At 55.4% G+C, this 18806-nt stretch carries 13 protein-coding genes; 12 read left to right on the forward strand and 1 reads right to left on the reverse strand.

All coding sequences use genetic code 11. From position 1 onward, the window contains the following. Window positions 1–641: 641 nt before the first annotated feature. Entirely contained in the window at window positions 642–1763 is a 1122-nt protein-coding gene (locus tag EI77_RS10980; RefSeq protein ID WP_133795309.1) for a choice-of-anchor Q domain-containing protein, read from the reverse strand. A 1428-nt stretch (window positions 1764–3191) separates the two neighbouring features. Between EI77_RS10980 and EI77_RS10990 the strand changes: the two genes are divergently transcribed. The 12 genes from EI77_RS10990 to EI77_RS11045 all read left to right on the forward strand — a co-directional run bounded on the left by EI77_RS10990 (window position 3192) and on the right by EI77_RS11045 (window position 18805). Continuing rightward, entirely contained in the window at window positions 3192–3713 is a 522-nt protein-coding gene (locus tag EI77_RS10990) for a sigma-70 family RNA polymerase sigma factor (protein ID WP_243838788.1), read from the forward strand. Then, complete coding sequence (locus EI77_RS10995) at window positions 3710–5140, forward strand: FecR domain-containing protein (RefSeq protein WP_133795312.1); 1431 nt, start codon at window positions 3710–3712, stop codon at window positions 5138–5140. Before EI77_RS10990 ends, EI77_RS10995 begins: the two co-directional genes overlap by 4 nt. Before the next feature lie 102 nt (window positions 5141–5242). Next, a complete protein-coding gene (locus EI77_RS23335; protein ID WP_166647184.1) occupies window positions 5243–7246 on the forward strand; it encodes an alginate lyase family protein in 2004 nt (667 codons plus the stop codon). A gap of 42 nt (window positions 7247–7288) precedes the next feature. Beyond that, window positions 7289–8620 (forward strand): Gfo/Idh/MocA family protein, encoded by a 1332-nt coding sequence (locus EI77_RS11005; protein ID WP_133795313.1) that lies wholly within the window; start codon window positions 7289–7291, stop codon window positions 8618–8620. 37 nt (window positions 8621–8657) lie between these two features. Beyond that, on the forward strand, window positions 8658–10154 hold the full coding sequence (locus tag EI77_RS11010; protein ID WP_133795314.1) for a sulfatase: 1497 nt from the start codon (window positions 8658–8660) through the stop codon (window positions 10152–10154). A gap of 79 nt (window positions 10155–10233) precedes the next feature. Beyond that, on the forward strand, window positions 10234–11646 hold the full coding sequence (locus EI77_RS11015; RefSeq protein WP_166647185.1) for a sulfatase family protein: 1413 nt from the start codon (window positions 10234–10236) through the stop codon (window positions 11644–11646). A 177-nt stretch (window positions 11647–11823) separates the two neighbouring features. Next, a complete protein-coding gene (locus tag EI77_RS11020) occupies window positions 11824–12696 on the forward strand; it encodes a 3-keto-disaccharide hydrolase (protein WP_243838792.1) in 873 nt (290 codons plus the stop codon). A gap of 83 nt (window positions 12697–12779) precedes the next feature. Further along, window positions 12780–14678 (forward strand): glucosamine-6-phosphate deaminase, encoded by a 1899-nt coding sequence (nagB, locus tag EI77_RS11025; RefSeq protein WP_133795317.1) that lies wholly within the window; start codon window positions 12780–12782, stop codon window positions 14676–14678. Window positions 14679–14857: 179 nt separating this feature from the next. Next, window positions 14858–16633, forward strand: a complete 1776-nt coding sequence (locus EI77_RS11030; RefSeq protein ID WP_166647186.1) for a beta strand repeat-containing protein — start codon at window positions 14858–14860, stop codon at window positions 16631–16633. Between the two features lie 17 nt (window positions 16634–16650). Further along, window positions 16651–16872 (forward strand): transposase, encoded by a 222-nt coding sequence (locus EI77_RS11035; RefSeq protein WP_133795319.1) that lies wholly within the window; start codon window positions 16651–16653, stop codon window positions 16870–16872. Window positions 16873–16939: 67 nt separating this feature from the next. Next, complete coding sequence (locus tag EI77_RS11040; protein ID WP_133795320.1) at window positions 16940–17977, forward strand: Gfo/Idh/MocA family protein; 1038 nt, start codon at window positions 16940–16942, stop codon at window positions 17975–17977. A 30-nt stretch (window positions 17978–18007) separates the two neighbouring features. After that, window positions 18008–18805 (forward strand): PIG-L deacetylase family protein, encoded by a 798-nt coding sequence (locus EI77_RS11045; RefSeq protein ID WP_133795321.1) that lies wholly within the window; start codon window positions 18008–18010, stop codon window positions 18803–18805. Window position 18806: the final 1 nt, after the last annotated feature.

Below are 18806 nucleotides of genomic sequence, written 5' to 3' on the forward strand. Positions count from 1 at the left end.
GCCAGGACTTTCAACCGGGCCAATAATTGGCAAGCCAATGCCCTTCTGATAATCCAAAGGAATCAATGACCATCCTGTGCCAGGCTCAGACCAAGGTGCGCTGCTATCTCCTGGTGGCAGAAGCCCCGAAAGATCATCCATGGCCGACACCCGCGCAGCTTCAGGATTGGGCTGGCCATTGATTATTTCAACAGGCTCAGTCTTCAGCCGATGAAACCATTTCTGGCTATTCTGCCCTTGAGCTGAAGCCTCGCAGGCAAGCAACAAAAATGACAATACCAGCAAAGAAAAAGACATTAACTTCATAAAATTATAGATCCAGCTGATCAATTAGGGGTTATTCTTTGGTGCCCCTTGTGACCGTATTTTTTCCAATTCTTTCATTGCCTGTTGGCGGGCCGTCTCTCTTAAAGCTGGTGTCTGAACACGTCCTGAAGTGCCAGAATCTAGTGTTTGCCCTGGCTTGTCAGTCTCCATAGTATGAATGGCTGGGCCAGGAGGGACGTCGGGCAACTGTGCGGGCACACTAGGAGGATCGGTTATCTCAGCAGCTCCAGGCTTGGGAGGCTCGTTTTTGAAGCATCCTGAAAGCACCATTACTCCAAATATAACAAGAACATATCTCATCTGGACAGTGGGGGTTAGTTAGCAACTGGTTTAGTGATGACGATTTCAAGTTGAGTGACGGAGTCATTTATCGGTGCTGCATCCGTGCCGTCATTTGTTTCATCCCCGTCTGAGTCCACCTTATAAAAAAGACTTCTTGTGACATACAGCTCATGGCTGTCGGGGACACCATCTCCATCCAGGTCCTCTTCCACTGCCTCCGCATTAAATTCATGGGCACCGACATCAGCATTGCTGCCAACGACTCGCGCCCTACCGCGGATATCATTAGTAAGGGCAGGAGGGTCGGAATCCGCGATTGATGCTGCGTCGATGCAGGCAGAGCCATACGCCAGCATTCCCTGAATCAGTCCCGGCGTGTCATCCTGATTGTGATTCACATTCGGATAAGGAACTTCAATACCACGCACATCACTATACTTAATTGAAACCGATGCGATCTGGTCATCATCCGGCGTGTCATGCACTTCCGACTCAATCCCTGCGTTCCACAAAATGGAATTGGTAACCGAAATCGATGAATTCCCATCCGTGCCGAGAGTCTTGATGCCCACCCCTGTACCTTCACCGCCTGCCGCCGTAAATCCTGCGATAGTCGAGAATGCGACACGTGCTTCATGCTGATTGTTCATTTGAATGCCAGCAGTAAGGCCATCTTGAAGAAGACATCCGACGACATCCAGTTTACTTTGGGTGTTTGCTATACTGTGAACGCCATGCAGCCCGCCTTGGGTTACACAGAGGACGACAGCGTGAACCCCGTCGCCCACCAACTTAATAGCGGTCCGGGGAGCCAATCCTTCTCCTGATGCAATAACACGAAAACCGCTTAGATATAAATCGCGTGAACTCGCGATTACAAAGTCATTTGCGTCATCGGCCGGAAGTTGGATAACCGTTTTAAAAGCGTCTGTTTCTTCTGCAATGATAAATATCCGTTTAGCATCAAGGCCAGTATTATCGACGCATTCCACATACGGTGCCAAATTTGGCTTGGCACGAACCAGGATGATTGAATCCTCTTCCGTGAGCGAAGCCACGGCGGCGGCTATTGTCGGAAAATCATCTGGCACAATGATGTCTGGCGTCAGTCCTGTTGCCAGATTAGCCGGTGTTCCTTTTTTGTATTCTGCCAAATTGGGGTAGCCGTCGCCATCGGTGTCTTCAAACCGATCATTCCTCGCTACATCTAAGCCATTTTCTATTTCATAAGCGTCTGAAATACCATCGCCATCAGTATCCGCACCCCCTTGAGCTGCAAGTTCACGTGCTCAAAAAGAGCAAAACGCAGGCTGAAACATAAGGTAATCGCATTTTCATTAGGTGCAGAAATCCCGTAGCAGCATATAGACCGACTTGTAAATAAATTTTTCTTTAAGGCACCTCTGGAAACCTATTTTGCCAGGGATGGACTTTCATCGGGCAGAAACCAGTGCATCGATAGGACATGAAGCGCTACCGCAAGAGAGAGGAGGAGGTCTTTTCAGCGCCCTTGAGCACGAGCAGGTCGTATCCAGCAAAAGCACCGGCATCCTCAAACTGCGCAATCTCATCTCCTAGGATGAGCATCCGCCTCTTCTTGAAGAGCGCACCGGCTATGCCACACGCGGCTTGAGCAATGCGGCTTGCCGCCCTTGCTCAAGTGCTCATGTTCATAAGCGCAAGCAGCCTGTCGGACTTTGACAAGCGCCAGAAGTGTTAAAAAGTCCTATGGCCTGCTTTGTGTACATTAACCACGACACGCCACTGCTGCTGCCCCCTGACCTGCGGGACTGGCAGCCTGAAGGGCACCTGGTGCACTTGCAGACGCCCGCAGCGAGATATCCTGCAAAGACTGATAACAGGGAACACGGGAATTGGGCGTCCAAAACCACTGACAATCAGCGCCTTGGAGAGAGGCGAGAGGCTCCAAAATCAACAATGACCTACCTTTTGCTCCGAATGTCCGTGTAAATTCGCGTTATCAGGGAATTCAGAGAGACCATTTCGATCCCAGAATAGTCCACCGCCATTCTTCGCCGACTTTAGGAGGTGAAGAATGCCCTCCGAAGCTCGCAGAGCGCAGGGTGGGCTCCACCTTTTCCGCCCGGCTTCGAATGGCACGCCTCTTTGCCTATTCGAAATGCTATGTGCTAGGTCTATTTGATTCGGAGCAACGCAGCCACATACAAGGGCTACACGGGATTCACCGAGGATCTAGGCCGATGGCCGTGACATTTGTCAATCCGGCTGGAATCCTGCTTTGATAGCCTCCTTCAGAACCCCACCCCACGACTGTGATCCGCCCGGATGGCGAGGCTGATGTGGGAGGATGAGCCAGCAAGCGAACCATAGAACTCTTTCCAAACTTTCCCAATCTTCACACCAATTTCATTCATTGAATGATTCACGCGAGCGGGCCTGATAGCCGATTTCCAAGATTTTAATTTGGGCACAAAGAAATTTAGCTTCCTTGAGAAGAAAGGTCTGGACGCTCTACCTTTCACGTTACTTTTGTATGCCTTGGGGTCGGGCAATCTAGACGCATGGGCAATGAAAAATCCATTCCTCCATCTGAGCCAGGCATGAGTTTGATGCCATCGGGAGGCTTTGAGAGTCTGTTGTCGGAGCATTCGGCTTCCATCCGTTTTTACGTTCGCTCGTTGATGCCGGGCTATGAAGGCGCGGACGATCTGGCACAGGATACGATGATCAAGCTTTGGGAGAAGCGTGACCAATACATGGAGGGCACGCGTTTCAAAGCCTGGGCTTTTCAGACGGCCAAATACCTGGTGCTAAACCAGCGCCGGAAGCTGGCACGCTCCCCCGTGATTCTGCTGGATGACGAATTAGTGGAGCAGATCGACAGGCGCTGGATGGAGATGGAGCCCATCCCCACCGATGAAGCCCATGCGGCGCTGAGCCAGTGCCTGGAGCTGTTGAAAACGGAGGACCGAAATCTTTTGCATGCCCGTTATGCAACCGAGACTTCTTTGGAGACATATGCTGAGCAGGAAGGGACCCGGCCTGGCACTTTAAAAGCCCGTTTGTTTCGTCTTCGGGACGCCCTCCGTGATTGCATTGACCGACGCCTTGGAAACTCATGATCCCCACTCCTCCAGAAGATCCTTTCAAACTGAACCGCAGGCTCGATCGGCTGATCGAAGGCAGTCTGACGGCTGAGGAAGCACAGGAGGTGCAGGCCTGGATGAAGTCAGATCCGGAGATCCTGTCTCTCTACCTGGAGAAAATGCGGATGGAATCGCTGTTGAGGGACCATGCCTGGCCAGCCAGACCGAAGGCTGCGAGGTGGCGTACAAACGCACGTCAGGCACTGGTTTGGGCTGCGGCTGCCGTGATCCTGCTGTCCGCCATTGGTTTGTTTTGGCGCTATGATTCGCCTCCTGGATCTGCACTCGCAGATGGAAGTGGGCTTCCAAGTGTTCAGTTTTCGGCGGCCTCGGTCTTTGATACCACTTTGGCCCGGCTTCCGGATGATGGAAGGCTTCAGTTCGGGGACGGGGTTATCATGAATGATGGTTCGGTTTCCATACGTCTTCCCAGCGGTGTGGAGGCGGTGCTGAAAAGTCCGTCCCGTTTTGCGATCACAGGTGCCAATCGGTTGAAGCTGGACCATGGGGCAGGCTGGTTTCGGGTGCCTCCGGCGGCGAAGGGATTTACGGTGGATCTGCCAGAAATGGAGGTCGTGGACCTGGGCACTGTCTTCACGGTATCCGTGGACGAAGAGGAACATCAAGTCCAGGTGGAGCAAGGTCTGGTGGAGGTCAGGCAGCGCCTGGGTGAGATTCCTGTGCGGCAGTTGAAAGCGGGGGAAAAACTGATGCGGCGTGCGAATCAGCAGACGGTGCAGGTGGTTTCGGGGACTTCGTTGATGGACCCTCTGGCCATGATGGAAAAGCCGGAGATTGTTTTCCAGGAATCACTGGCTGCTGTGCCTGATCAGCCTTTCACGGAGAGGCAGCCTTTGAAGGGAACCTGGACCGTGCTGGAGGGAGATCCGCAAATCAGCAAGGGGCGCTTTGCTGCGAAGTCGAGCTTCACGCACCTCATGGGCCGTTTTACCCGCCCTATCGAGTCTTCGGAAAACGCGGTCATCATGGTCAGTTTCAAGTCGGCCTCGCCCATGTCCCTCTTCCACTCCAAAGGATTTGCTGGAGTCAGTCTGTTTGATGGAGATGGCGAGATGTTCTTCCTCGGTGATAAATACACCGACTCCTATTCATGGGAACTGGTGGCTTATGGCAGGAACTTTTGGAGGCCTGGCGAAGGTCAGAAAAAGCCGGCTTACAATCTGGCCATCCAGGGCAGTGAAGAGACTTTCACCCTGCGTTACCGTCAGCGCACGGGTACCTTTGAGGTTTTTCGCGGCTGGGGGGTGCAGGGGCTGCCGGTCGTCCGTGGGATGACCGATCCGGGACTGCGATTTGATGGGGTGCGCGTGGCCAATGGTCAAGGAGGTGACTTCTCATTCGAGGAACTCCAGGTCTCCGTGATCAAAGATACGGCGGAGTGAACAAGAGGTGGTGAGTGGGGGCGTCTGGAGCATCCACCATGTTTTTTGGAAACTGTGCAACCGTACGGAGAGTCAGGACATTTGCGGTCAGCCCAACCCGCTATGAGATCCCTTTGCACTGCCATCCTTGGCCTCCTCGTTCTTTCGCCTGCCCAGGCCGCCCCCTCGGGACAGGAAATCACGGCCCGTCAGGATCGGCGGCGTATTCTCTCGCTGGCGGACAATGCGCTGAAAATGGTGCCGGTGAGCATCACTCAGAATCAATCCCCTTTGAGCGAAGGTAGGCCTAACGAGTTTTTCTCCATGAGCGACTACTACTGGCCTGATCCGGCGAAGCCGGATGGTAAGCCCTACATCATGCGGGATGGCCAGTCGAATCCTGGCAATTTCAACAAACATCGCGAGGCCCTCATGGACATGCGGGATGCCACGTCTGCGCTAGCAGCGGCTTATGCCCTGACCCAGGACGAGCGTTATGCGAAGAAGGCAGTGCAGATGCTGAAGGTCTTTTTCCTGGATGAAGAAACTCGGATGCAGCCCAGTCTGGATCATGCCCAGACCATCGTGGGGAAGCCGACGCCGGATCGCGGTACGGGTCTGATTGATACCTTGCATTTGGTGGAGGTGCCACTGGCCGTGCTGACGCTTCGGAATTCCACAGCCATGGAACCTGCCATCTTTGAGAATCTGCGGCAATGGTTCGCCGATTACACTTCCTGGTTTGCAACCAGCGGGAAAGGCAGGAACGAGGCGAAGGCCAGGAACAATCATGCGGTGGCTTACTGGCTGCAGCTCGCCGCCTTTGCTACACTCACGGAGGACATCGAGCTTCTGCGGGAATGCCGCAGGCAGTTTAAAGAGGTGTTTGTGCCTGTGCAGATGGCTGCCGATGGCGGCTTTCCTTTAGAGCTGGGCCGCACCAAACCCTACGCCTACTCGATCTTTCAGCTCGATAACATGGCCGCGCTCTGCCAGCTGCTGTCCAGTGAGTCTGACAATCTTTGGGCCTTTACCACTCCAGACGGCAGGTGCATGGCCAAGGCAGTGGCCTTTCTTTACCCTTATCTGGCCGACAAAACCTGCTGGCCTTTGAAGCCGGACATCCATGCCTGGGAGGGCTGGCCGGTGAGGCAGCCCGCGTTGTTGTTCAGTGGTCTTGCCTTTCATGAAGACAAGTATCTGAAACTGTGGCGTGAGCTGAAGCCTGATCCGGAAGACTTTGAGATCCGGCGTAACAATGCGATCACCCAGCCTCTGCTATGGACGACAATTTTTGATCACTCCGGTGCCACCCCTGCGCCGAAAAAGATCCGGGCTCAGCATGTGTTTGAGCCTAACAAAAAGCTCATCTTCGAAGATGATTTCCAGAGCGGACTTCTTGAGCGTTGGAACATCTCTGAGGATGATCGTTATGCCCTGCCTGCTGCCTCCCCCGAGCGCATTCAGGTGGTGGATGCGCCAGGGTTGCCAGATGGGGCCAAGGCTGCACGCTTTACCGTCAAACGTGCCCCGAATTCTTTCCGCTCGGAAATTTCGCTGCCTCACGAAGATGGTTTTCAAGAGCGGTGGTATTCCGCCCGCATCCTTATCCCTGAAGATTGGGGTTTCGATCCTGCAAAAGCGCACGACATCGTCATGCAGTGGCACAGCATTCCTGGAAACTGGCAGCCGACTCATCCAAATCTGGCCATTTCGGTGAGCAATGACCGATGGTTCATCAGACAGAGCTTCGGCTCCCCGCAGGAGGGCCCCACGCGGCGCAGTGAACAGCTGAATGAGCGTGTGCGCAGAGGTGGCTGGGTCTCCTGGGTCGTCCATGCGAAATGGTCTCCGAAAGAGGATGGACTCATACAAATCTGGAAGGACGGCAAGAGGGTCTTCGATCAAGCTGGTCCCAATGTCTATGGCACCATCGGTGTTGAATACACGCCTTACATGAAGACCGGCATCTATCATCCAGTGTGGCACACGGACACCGATGAAAAGCACCAGGCTTTTGAGGCTGAAATACCTGTTGTCACCGTCAAGACTGTCTATGTGACCGATGTCATAATCGGCAGCGAACGTTCAGCTCTGGAAGACTTTATTGCCCCAGCCCAACCCTAAACGCGGGACTGCTCAGCCTTTATTTACTCCAATACACATTTTATGAACCAACCCACTGTTTTTTCACGTCGTCACTTCCTGAAAACCGCCGGTACCAGTCTCTTTGCCGCACCCTTCATCACCAGCGGACTTCGGGCTGCCTCGCCTAACGGCAAGCTTCGTCACGCTGCCTTTGGTGCCGGGGGCATGTCATGGCGTGACATCGTTTCTCTGGCGGACCATCCCATGCTGGAGTTGGCGGCGGTTTGTGATGTGGACACACGACAGTTCGACAAAATAAAGAAGCAGTTCCCCAAGGCCAAGCTGTATCAGGACTGGCGGGAAATGTTGGAGAAAGAGGGGGATAGCATCGATTCTGTGAATGTCTCCACCCCCGACCACATGCATGCGCCGATGGGGCTGCGCTCGATGGACCTGGGCAAGCACCTGTATGGCCAAAAACCGCTAGCTCAAACATTGCACGAATGTCGCAAGCTGATGCTCAAGGCGCGAGAAAAGGGCGTGATGACGCAGATGGGCATCCAGGCATCATCCGATTTTACGGAGCGTTATGCGGTGGAACTCGTGCACCTCGGGCTCATCGGCAAGGTGAAGGAGGTGCACACTTTCTCGAATAAGAAATGGGGTGATATGGAGCCAGTGCCGACCAGTGCCAGCCCTGTGCCTGCGGAATTGGATTGGAACATGTGGTTAGGCCCCGTCACGGACCGTCCGTATATCGAGGGCTACTATCATCCCAAAGAGTGGCGGAAGCGCCGTGACTTTGGCACTGGCACCCTTGGAGACATGGGCTGCCACATGTTCAGTGGCTGGTTTCGTGCACTGGAATTGGCCGCGCCAATCGCGGTGAAATCGTTGGGAGCCACTCCACTGAATGCAGTGAACTGGGCCACCGACTGCGTGGTCGAATACACTTTCAAAGGTACGGAAAGAACTGAAAAAGACACCATCAAGGTGACTTGGTATGATGGTGATGCTCGCCCCCCTGTGGCTATCACTTCTCTGGTTCCAGAGGGCAAGTTCCCCGATCAGGGCAGCATTTATATTGGGACAGAAGGTGTGCTGCTGCACCAGCATACCAGCACGCCGATGCTTTATCCGCGTGAAAAATTCACGGGCTTTCGTTACCCGAAACTGCAACCGCGCAATCACTGGTTTGATTATGTGGACTGCTGCTTGAAAGGTGGCAGCACACGCCCCACCGCCCATTTTGACTATGCGGCACCTCTTACCGAAGCCGTCCTCCTGGGGTGCATCGCCACGGTCTTCCCCAAGGAGAATCTGACATGGGATGCCGAGGCCTTGAAGATTACCAATCACGAGGCAGCCCACGGCATGGTCACTCGCCAGTATCGCCCAGGCTGGGAAATTTGATTGTAGATTGCATCGTTTGTTATGCCCTTGTCATCGCATGAAATCTTCTTTGCCCTTCATCCTCCTGCCCTTCGCGCTTGGTTTCACAGCGCTTGCTGAGGAAAATCCCCCGCAGCCGAATGTCCTCTTCATTGCCGTGGACGATCTCAATGACTGGATCGGCTGCATGAAAGGACATCCACAGGCCAGGACACCGAACATCGACCGGTTGGCGGAACGCGGGATGCTCTTCACTAACGCCCACTGCGCTGCTCCTGTATGCCTGGCTTCCCGCACGGCCTTGTTTAGCGGTCGCTATCCCGACCAGACCGGTGTTTTTAGCAACTGGGGAAAGACCAAGGGCAAGGCACCGGCCAAGTCATGGCAGATGCCCCTGCACTTCGCTGCTTCGGGTTATGAAACGCTAGGGGCGGGAAAGCTGTACCACTCGGCATCTCCCCAGTTCTTTGATGACTACTACGACACCGAAAACCGCTGGAGTCCATTCACTCAGGAGCAGGCCCGTTACATCGACGCTGAGCTTCCCACCAAAAGCAGCGCTAAGCCGAGGCACCTGATTCAAAACGGCCCTGGTGGTCGCGACTGGATACTGCCTCTCAATGGCCTGCCGAGCGAGCGCAATCCTGACAGCAATGAAGGCGAGTCCTTTGATTGGGGGCCGGTCGATGTCGCAGACGAAGAAATGGGCGATACCCGGGTCACTCAGTGGGCCACGAAAAAGATCGAAGAGAAACGAGCCAAACCCTTTTTTCTCGGCGTCGGTTATTACCGGCCTCACATCCCCCTCTTTGCCCCTCAACAGGATTTTGATTCACTGCCGCCCGTTGAAGCCATCCAACTGCCCGCCAGTATCCCTGACGACTTGGATGATATCGGCGAGGCTGGAAGGAAGTTTGCGCTGGATCCCATCACCGCAGGCACTCACAAACTGGTGACCGACCACGATCAATGGCAAGAGGCTGTCCGCGCCTACCTCGCTTGCATCACCTATGTGGACCGACAGATTGGCAGCTTGGTCACGGCACTGAATGCCAGCCCTCATGCCGACAATACCTGGATCATTCTTTTCAGCGATCACGGATGGCAGTTAGGCGAAAAGCAACACTGGGGTAAATGGACGGGCTGGAGAGCCTCTACCCGCCTGCCTTTGATTATCGTGCCTCCCGCCAGCTTTCAGGCCGCACGTGGAAAAGTTTGTGCAGAAGCTGTCAGCCTGATGGATCTCTATCCCACCTTGATCGAGGTCTGCAACTTGGCTGAAAAGAAAGGCGTCGCTGGTCAGTCCCTCGTTCCGCTGATGAAGAATCCTGCTTTGGAAACCGGACGCGGCGTCATCACCGCCTTTGATCCGGGCAATCATGCGCTTTCGACTCGCGACTGGCGCTACTTGCGTTACCACAGTGGCGAAGAGGAGCTTTATGACATCCAGGCTGATCCTCATGAGTGGCACAACCTGGCCCAGGACACCGCGCATCAGGCCCGGCTGGGCGAACTCCGCACTCAGTTGGAGGAAGAATTGAAGAACATCCGATAATGCCACAATGAACAGACTATTCATTTTATCGCTCGGGCTGAGCCTGATGCTGCCTATGGCCTCGCATGCTGCTGAAAGCATGCGCCGACCCAACATCCTCTGGCTCATTGGGGAAAATCTCTCTCATGACCTCGGCTGCTATGGTGCCAAGAATGTCCACACACCCAACCTGGATGCACTGGCCTCAGAAGGGGTGCGTTATACACGGGTGTTTGCCACCAACCCAGCCTGTGCGCCCAGCCGTTCAGCTTTCTTTGCGGGCATGTATCAGACCACGACGGATACGCATCCTATGCGCTCCCATCGTGATGATGACTTCAGGCTTCCCGAGGGCGTCAGGCCTGTCACTCATCGTCTCAAAGACGCAGGATATTATACCGCCAACATTAAGACCGTCGGGCAGGACACGGTGGGCACTGGGAAACTAGACCTGAATTATGTCAACGAAGGCTCCATCTATCATGAAGGTTCCAGCGCATGGGAAACGGTGAAGAATCGCCAGCCTTTTTTCGCAGTCGTGAATGCTGAGGAAAACGAGTATGACATCTATGACCGGAAGAGTGCGGAAAAAGAGAGAGTCGAATGGGTGGGGGAAAGCATCCATGTCCAGCACGCCAAACCCGAAAGCGGGACGCCACCGCCTTATTATCCGGATCACCCGGTGGTGAGGCAGGAGTGGGCGCGTTATTTAAACTCCGTCTCCGGAATGGATCTTCGGTTTGGCAAAGTGCTGGCTCAGTTGCGTGCCGAGGGTCTCGAAGATAATACCATCATCATCTTCTTCGGTGACAATGGCCAGTTGGAGCCTCGTGGCATTCACTGGTGCTATGACAACGGTTTGCGGGTGCCTATGATCATCAAATGGCCAAAGAACTTTCCTGCTCCGACCCAGATTAAAGCAGGGACCGTGGATGAGCGCATTCATAGCCTGATCGATGTCACGGCGACGACGCTGGCTCTGGCAGGATTGCCAAAACCAGCCTTGATGCAGGGCCGCGTCTTTTTAGGGGACCTCGCAGAGGCCCCCCGCACCTTTGCCTTCTCCGCCAGGGACCGCATTGATGAAACACAGCAGCGCATTCGCTCGGTACACGAAGAACGGTATCATTACATCCGCACCATCTCCAGCGGACCCACCTTTGCCTCACTGAACCGTTATAAGGAAAAATGCTTTGCCATCATGCCAGTCATGAGAGACCTGCATGCCCAGGGCAAGCTCACCGGACCTGCCTTGGAACTCATGCAGCGCACCGGCCCATGCGAGGAGCTTTATGATACAGAGGCTGATCCGCATGAGATAAATAATCTTGCCGGATCTCAGGAGCCCACTCATCGCGAGGCCCTGATCCGCCTGCGTGCGGCATTGGATGCCTGGATGGTCGAAACAGGTGACCGGGGAGCCGTTCCTGAGGCTCCTGAAGTGGTCGCCCCCTTTGCGGGGGAGATGCACCAATGGTTCGGCACACCTGCCTGGGCACAGCCCAAACAATAGCGGACGCAGCATTTTTTATGCAACCCTCATCAGAGGTAGGACATGGGCAAGTGAACCACCGGTTCCAACCCAACCAACCACCCTCTGATGAAGTCCTTTTTGTTAGCCCTTGTCGTTTTTGTTACTTTCGCCTCCTGTCTTAATGCCGACGATCATCCCTTTTTGGGGCGATGGGCTTTGACCACACCTGCTGGTCAGGCAGCTTGGCTTGGCGTCAAAGAGGAAGCTGGCCATCTTTCCGCTGAGGTGCTGTGGGGCCGGGGCAGTGTGCTACCCGCCGACATGGTCTTTGTGAATGAAGGTGTGCTGAACATCCAGCGCACGATCCCAGGCAAAAAAAGTGTCACTCGACAAACACTTACCGCCACGGTGCATGAGGAAGGGCTCAGGATCACGTCGGTCATTACTAAAGAGGATGGAACGGAGATCGAAAAGGGCGTCTGCGAGGCAGCGCGTCTGGCGGCTATTCCTGCACGCCCGGACCTTAATCAAGTGCAGTGGGATGATCCCGTCCCACTCATTGCGCCATCCGGCTTGGACGGCTGGCAGTTGGTGGAAGAAGGCGCACCCAACGGCTGGGCCGTCAAAGACGGAGTGCTCTCAAACCGGGTGACCAAGATCAATGGCAAACGCTATGGCAATTTGCGGACTCAGAAGGTCTTCAATGACTTCAAGCTGACCGCGGAGGTGCGCACCCTGCCGGAGAGCAACAGCGGCATCTACCTGCGCGGGATTTATGAAATCCAGATCGCCGAGTCTTTTGGCAAACCGCTCAATTCTCATCACATGGGCGCTCTCTATACCCGCATCACACCTGCGGTAGCAGCGGAAAAGCCTCCGGGGGAATGGCAGACCCTGGAGATCATCCTGGTGGCCCGGCATGTCACAGTGGTCCTGAATGGCAAGACATTGATGGACAACCAGCCCGCACTCGGCTGCACCGGAGGTGCTCTGACCAGTGATGACTCACAGGCAGGCCCGATCATGCTTCAGGGAGACCACAGCGATATCGACTATCGCAACATGGTCCTGACTCCTGTGCGCCAATAGGACCCTCGTCTTCACAGGCTTAGCCTGAGCCCTCTGAGGAGGAGGCGAAGCCGAACCTTTTTCACGCAATCACACTCATTGTTATGTCATCTTCAAGTTCCACCCGTTCTCACTCCGAAATTTTCGAGAAAATCCCCGTTCACGTTTTTGCCACTCCCACAGCCGCAGCCCGTGAGCTGGCTGCTGAGGTGCGACAACTGATTGAATACCGCAAGGCAGAAGGACGAAATGCCGTCCTGGGGCTCGCCACTGGCAGCACTCCAGTGCCCTTCTATCGTGAACTGATCCGCCTCCACCGGGAGGAAGGTCTCAGCTTCCAGAACGTCATTACTTTCAACCTGGACGAATATTACGGTCTGGCCCCTGAACATCCGGAAAGTTACGCGCGTTTCATGGCGGAACAGTTGTTCAACCATATCGATATTCCCAACGAAAATATTCACATTCCCAGCGGTCAGGTCCCAGGGAACCAAGTGTTCGTTCATTGCCGTGAGTATGAAGAAGCGATCGAGAAGGCAGGTGGTATTGACCTGCAAATCCTCGGAATTGGAAGGACGGGTCACATCGGCTTCAATGAACCGGGATCGAGTAAGGAATCCCTGACGCGGCGGATCACCCTGGACCGCATTACCCGACAGGATGCGGCGGGCGATTTTCGGGGAGAACAAAACGTCCCTCACTTTGCCATCACCATGGGCGTCGGCACGATTTTGCGTGGGCGCAAGTTGGCCCTCATGGCCTGGGGTGAAAATAAAGCGGGCATCGTCGCTAGGGCTGTCGAAGGATCGGTGACGGATACGGTGTCCGCTTCCTTTCTTCAGGAGCATCCAGACGCGCGGTTTTTTGTCGATCAAGGCGCGGCTTCAGAACTCGTGCGGTTCAAGCTGCCATGGCTCGTCGGTCCTGCCTCATGGAGTCCGGCGGAATCCATGCGTGCGGTCTGCTGGCTGAGCAAGAAACTGGGAAGGCCGGTGCTTAAACTGGTGGATGAAGATTACAACGAGAACGGGCTGTCTGATTTACTGAGCGAGCAGGGCCCGGCTTATCAGTTGAACATCCGCATCTTCAATCGTCTGCAAAACACGATCACAGGCTGGCCAGGTGGCAAACCCCACGAAGATGACACCTACAGGCCTGAACGGGCGAAGCCCTACCCCAAACAATGCCTGGTCTTCAGCCCAGAACCCCAGGATGCCGTGGTGGCCATGGCAGGCACCATGGAGCGTCTACAGGACCAGGGAAACCATGTCTATCTGGCCAATCTGACCAGTGGCTCCCTTCGGGTGAGTGACAGTGAAGCGGATAAATTCGCAGGCACGCTGAATGAGCTGGCTATCAGCACGGATGAGTCGGCCGCATGGCTTCCCCAAAAGGCGTATGCCGATGAAGTTCTGCGAATCCTTGCCGAGAAAGGCGAGGTCGGCGAAGACCCGGAACTGCTGCGGCGGCTGAAGGCTCTCATTCTGCGTGGTGAGTCCAGGGATGCCGCACAAGCGATTCACATTGCCTCCTCGGAGGTGAGTTTTCTGGATTTGCCTTTCTATGAAAAGGGACGTTATCGCCGCTTCAAAACCACTGAGGAAGACGTGGTCGCCGTTGCATCACTTCTGCGGCAGCAACGCCCTAACCAAATCTATCTCACTGGCCACAGCTCGGACCCCTCTTCGGTGTCTGCAATGACTTTTTCCATCGTGATGCAGGCCTTGCAACAATGCATGGGGGAAGACTGGCGCAGCGCGTGCAGCATCTGGATTTACTCAGGCAAGGAAAAGCCTTTTGCTCCGCATGAGATCGACATGGCGGTGCCAATGAGTCCCACGCAGATGGAAAGAAAGCAGCGTGCACTGGGCCGGTTTCAGCAACTGACTTCCCTGGAGGTGCAGGCTCCAGATCGTGACCGTGCCACCGCCCGGCATTATGATGACCTGGGGCTGGCTCAATACGAAGCCATTGAGTGTTTCCAGCGCTGGCGCGCTGCGTAGGAAACGCGGGTCTTTCAAAAAAGTTGGCGGGTGCCTGCAATTTTTGCAACCGAAGGAAGCGCCAGGACATCCGCTTGATGACAGCACGTCTCCCCAACGTCCTTCACCGCCCCGATGAAGACGCGAAAGGAGAAGTGCTTTGCCGCCCTCACGAAACCTCAATCCCCTCAAGTTTCATCATGGCCCATCTCATCCTGCATCATGCGTGCCTCCGGTCAGCACTCCATCTTATCAAGAAATGTCCCGCCTCTCTGCTGACGCTGGCGCTTCTCCAATCCCCTTTGGAGGCGGCCAGCCTCTGGTGGGATGCCTTGCCAAGCACGGCGAATGGAGCGTCGAATGCCGGAACGGGAGGATGGTTTACCACCGGCACTTGGGACAAAGGATCCGACAACGGATATCAGACCTGGGTGGATAATAATGATGCGATCATCAACGGAACTTCCACCGTTCAAATCAATGCAAATGTCATCGCCAACACTCTGAGCGTTACTGGCAATGTCAACCTTCAGGCTCTCAATGCCACCCCTGTCATACCAGTCTTCACTCTGACAAACGGTGGCTCGATCGCCAATAACGCCACCATGAACTTTGGCGGAAATGCGACCACCGCGGGTGCTGCGCTTGATGTGCGTCTTGGTGGAGACATCAATACTAGCGTCACCGGAACCCGGGGAACCTTGACGCTTTCGGCTGGCTCCACCATTTCCTCCAATTTGACAGGAACGACGCGCACCATTTATGCCAATGTCAGTCTTGGCAATGGACCAGGCAGTTTCTTGGGAACTTTTGGCAACGTCGATTTGCCCGGCACCATCGCCATCAGCGGAAACATGGGAAGCGGTGGAGGCACGACGCGCATTTTTGGGATCGCCTCCGGCACCACCGTGGAGGTGGCTGGTAACTATACCAGTTTGTCGGCAGGGGCGAGCGGAACGGGCGGTCTGCGGGTCCAAGGCGGTGGAACACTGAAGGTCAATGGAATGACAACGGGCGCTAATCCCGCACCCAATCTCGGTAATTTTATCGTCGGGACAGGGACGGATGCCACGACTCTGGAGTTGACCTGCAACGGTGTCATGACCAGCGCCAACAGCGATAACACACCAGGCATCGTGGGCACCATGGCCAGCAACATTACGATCGGTTCGGCCAACAGCACCTTCCGCGTGAATTCCACTTTTAGCGGCTCGGCCACGGCGGGCGTGCAGACTATGTCCGGGGTGATCTCCGGCACTGGAAAACTCGTCCAGCAGGGTGCTGGCACACTGGCCCTGACCAATACCAACACCTACACCGGCACCACCACCGTCAGCGGTGGTGTCTTGCAGGTCGGCAGAGCGGGTGCGGGCAGCACTGGCACCGGGTCTGTCACCGTGGAGACGGGAGGGACCATCCTTGGCACCGGAATCGTTCGTGGCAGTTCATTCACGGCCCAAAGCGGCTCGATCATCCATGCCGGGGATGGTTTGGCTACGACGGATTTCGGGTCTTTGAGATTCACTCCCAGTTCTGGCAGTGGCAGCTTTAATTTTGCAGCCGGCAGTTCGACGCTTCTCGGTCTGAATCCTGGAGGAAGCGGGGATCTGTTAAGCTTCGATGGCCTCTCAGGAGGCACGCTCACTTTCAATGGAAATCTCACCATCACCGCACCTGGGTATGTGCCGACATCCGAGGAGACATTCAACCTGCTGGACTGGGCAAATCTCACCACCACCTTCGCCAGCCGTTATGCATCGAGTTCCTACAGCGACTTTTTGCTTGGCAATGGCGATGACAATCTGGGCTTCGATCTCCCAAATATCGCAGGCTCCGGTTACGGGTGGGATATCAGTCAGTTCATCACCAATGGCACCATCAGCACCGTTTTTATCATTCCGGAGCCTGGCCGCACCAGCCTGATCTTTGGTGGCGTGTTTGGCTTGTGGATGCGTCGTCGTCGCCCGGTTGCCTAACCATTAATTTTACTGCCATGCCACGTGCTTCCCGATATTCCCCGGCTGAAAAAGCAGCCATCCTCTCATCCGCCCGGGCCCAGATGCGAGCCGGGGCTAAGATCGGCGACATCGCCACGAACTTGGGAGTCCAGAGTGATTCCCTGCGCGGATGGTTGCGGCAGCAGACCTTGGACATGCTCTACCCACAACTGGAACGCAGTCAGAACCCACGGGCCCGCAGCAGCCTGCCACGATAATTCTCTCTCTCAGCATGCGACGCGTGGCCTGATCTGATCTGGCCATGCCGTCCTCTTATTCTCTTCAATGAACCTACCCAACTCAGACAAACTTCGCGTGGCCGTCATCGGACACGGCTGGGCCGCTTCCGCCCACATCGCCGCCATCAACCAGACAGGTATGGCCACCGTCAGCACGATATGCAGTTCCCGACCGCTCGACGCGACGGAACTCAGTCAGACGTACGGCTGTGAAATTAGGACCACCACGGACTACAGCGAGGTCCTCAGCGACCCCTCCATTGATGTGATCGATATCACCGGACTGCCCGCCACTCATGCCCGCCAGTTCATCGAAGCTGCAGAGGCCGGAAAACATATCATCGTGGAAAAACCCATCGCCATGAATCTGGCGGACTGTGAGGCAATGGCCGCCGCTGCGGATAAAGCCGGGATCAAAACTTGCGTCTGTTTTGAAGTACGTTACTCCGCCCAGATGCAGGCCAGCAGGGCCATGCTGGATGAAGGGTTGCTGGGCGATGTCCATTATGCTGAGGTGGACTACTATCACGGCATCGGTCCCTGGTATGGCCAGTTCCGCTGGAACACCCAAAAACAGAATGGTGGGAGTGCCCTGCTCACCGCTGGTTGCCATGCATTGGACGCACTGCTCATGCTCATGGGCACGGACGTGGAGGAGGTGACCAGCTACAGCACGCGCTCCAGCAGCCCCGTTTTTGCCCCTTATGAATACCCGACGGCCAGCACCACCCTGCTCAAGTTCCGCTCGGGCAAAGTGGCCAAATGTGCCGCTGTGGTGGACTGCCTTCAGCCTTATTACTTCAGGACACATCTCATTGGCAGTGAAGGCTCTCTGCTGGATAACAAATTTCATAGTACCAAGCTTCGTACCGACAAAGCACAGTGGAGTCAGCTTGCTTTCCCGATGCTGGACTCGGGAGATGTCAAAGATCATCCGTATCAGAGCCAGTTCCAAAGTTTCTTCACAGCCATCCGGGAAGGCCAGCAAATGCCGCTTACCAGCCTGAATGATGCCCTCCAGACATTCCGCATCCTTTTTGCCGCTGATGAGTCCGCCGCTTTGGGGCGTCCGGTGCGCCTGTAATCCAGCTTTTTATATCCCCACAACCCAACCATGGACCGCCCTTCTGTTCTTGCCCTCTTCGCCCATCCTGACGACATCGAATTTTGTGCCGCAGGTACCCTGCTGATGCTGCAACAGCGCGGCTGGGATCTTCATTACTGCAACCTCTGCACCGGTCACGGTGGCTCCATCCAGATGGACGGACCGACAACCGCCGCCACCCGTCTCCAGGAGGCGAAGAATGCGGCGGATTTGCTGAAGGCGGCTTTTTATCCGCCCATCTCTGACGATCTCATGCTCACTTACACACCTGATCATCTGTGTAAGGTGGCCGCGATTGTGCGCCAGACTAAGCCCTCCATCGTCCTGACTCATGCTCTTTCCGATTACATGGAGGACCACATGAATGCAGCGCGCCTGGCGGTGACGGCGGCCTTTGCCCATGGCATCCCCAACTTCGTCACCCAACCGGCCACCCCTGCCTTTTTCCACGACGTCACGGTTTACCATGCCTTGCCCCATGGTCTGCGTGATCCTTTGCGCAGACAGGTGCGGGCAGGACAGTACGTGGACACCACCCCGGTGCATCAGCAGAAACGTGCGGCGCTGGCGGCACATGAGTCTCAGAAAGACTGGCTGGATGTGAGCCAGGGCATGGACTCTTATCTGGTCAGCATGGACGAGATGTCACGGAAGATCGGCAGCCTGTCGGGCAAGTTTGAACATGCCGAGGGCTGGAGACGCCATCTGCATCTTGGATTCAGCGCTAAGGAGATCGATCCTTTGAGCGAGGCCTTGGCGGAAGCCTGCATCGTGGACCCCGGTTATGAGCAGTCACTGGAGTTCTAAT

The organism is Prosthecobacter fusiformis (genome assembly GCF_004364345.1).
Classification (GTDB): domain Bacteria; phylum Verrucomicrobiota; class Verrucomicrobiia; order Verrucomicrobiales; family Verrucomicrobiaceae; genus Prosthecobacter; species Prosthecobacter fusiformis.

Bases quoted from the DNA above. Each gene is read 5' to 3' on its own strand.
- EI77_RS11030 (WP_166647186.1), top strand. From the start codon at position 14,858: ATGGCCCATCTCATCCTGCATCATGCGTGCCTCCGGTCAGCACTCCAT.
- EI77_RS23335 (WP_166647184.1), top strand. From the start codon at position 5,243: ATGAGATCCCTTTGCACTGCCATCCTTGGCCTCCTCGTTCTTTCGCCT.
- nagB (WP_133795317.1), top strand. From the start codon at position 12,780: ATGTCATCTTCAAGTTCCACCCGTTCTCACTCCGAAATTTTCGAGAAA.
- EI77_RS11035 (WP_133795319.1), top strand. From the start codon at position 16,651: ATGCCACGTGCTTCCCGATATTCCCCGGCTGAAAAAGCAGCCATCCTC.
- EI77_RS11005 (WP_133795313.1), top strand. From the start codon at position 7,289: ATGAACCAACCCACTGTTTTTTCACGTCGTCACTTCCTGAAAACCGCC.
- EI77_RS11015 (WP_166647185.1), top strand. From the start codon at position 10,234: ATGCGCCGACCCAACATCCTCTGGCTCATTGGGGAAAATCTCTCTCAT.
- EI77_RS10995 (WP_133795312.1), top strand. From the start codon at position 3,710: ATGATCCCCACTCCTCCAGAAGATCCTTTCAAACTGAACCGCAGGCTC.
- EI77_RS11010 (WP_133795314.1), top strand. From the start codon at position 8,658: ATGAAATCTTCTTTGCCCTTCATCCTCCTGCCCTTCGCGCTTGGTTTC.
- EI77_RS11040 (WP_133795320.1), top strand. From the start codon at position 16,940: ATGAACCTACCCAACTCAGACAAACTTCGCGTGGCCGTCATCGGACAC.
- EI77_RS10990 (WP_243838788.1), top strand. From the start codon at position 3,192: ATGAGTTTGATGCCATCGGGAGGCTTTGAGAGTCTGTTGTCGGAGCAT.
- EI77_RS11045 (WP_133795321.1), top strand. From the start codon at position 18,008: ATGGACCGCCCTTCTGTTCTTGCCCTCTTCGCCCATCCTGACGACATC.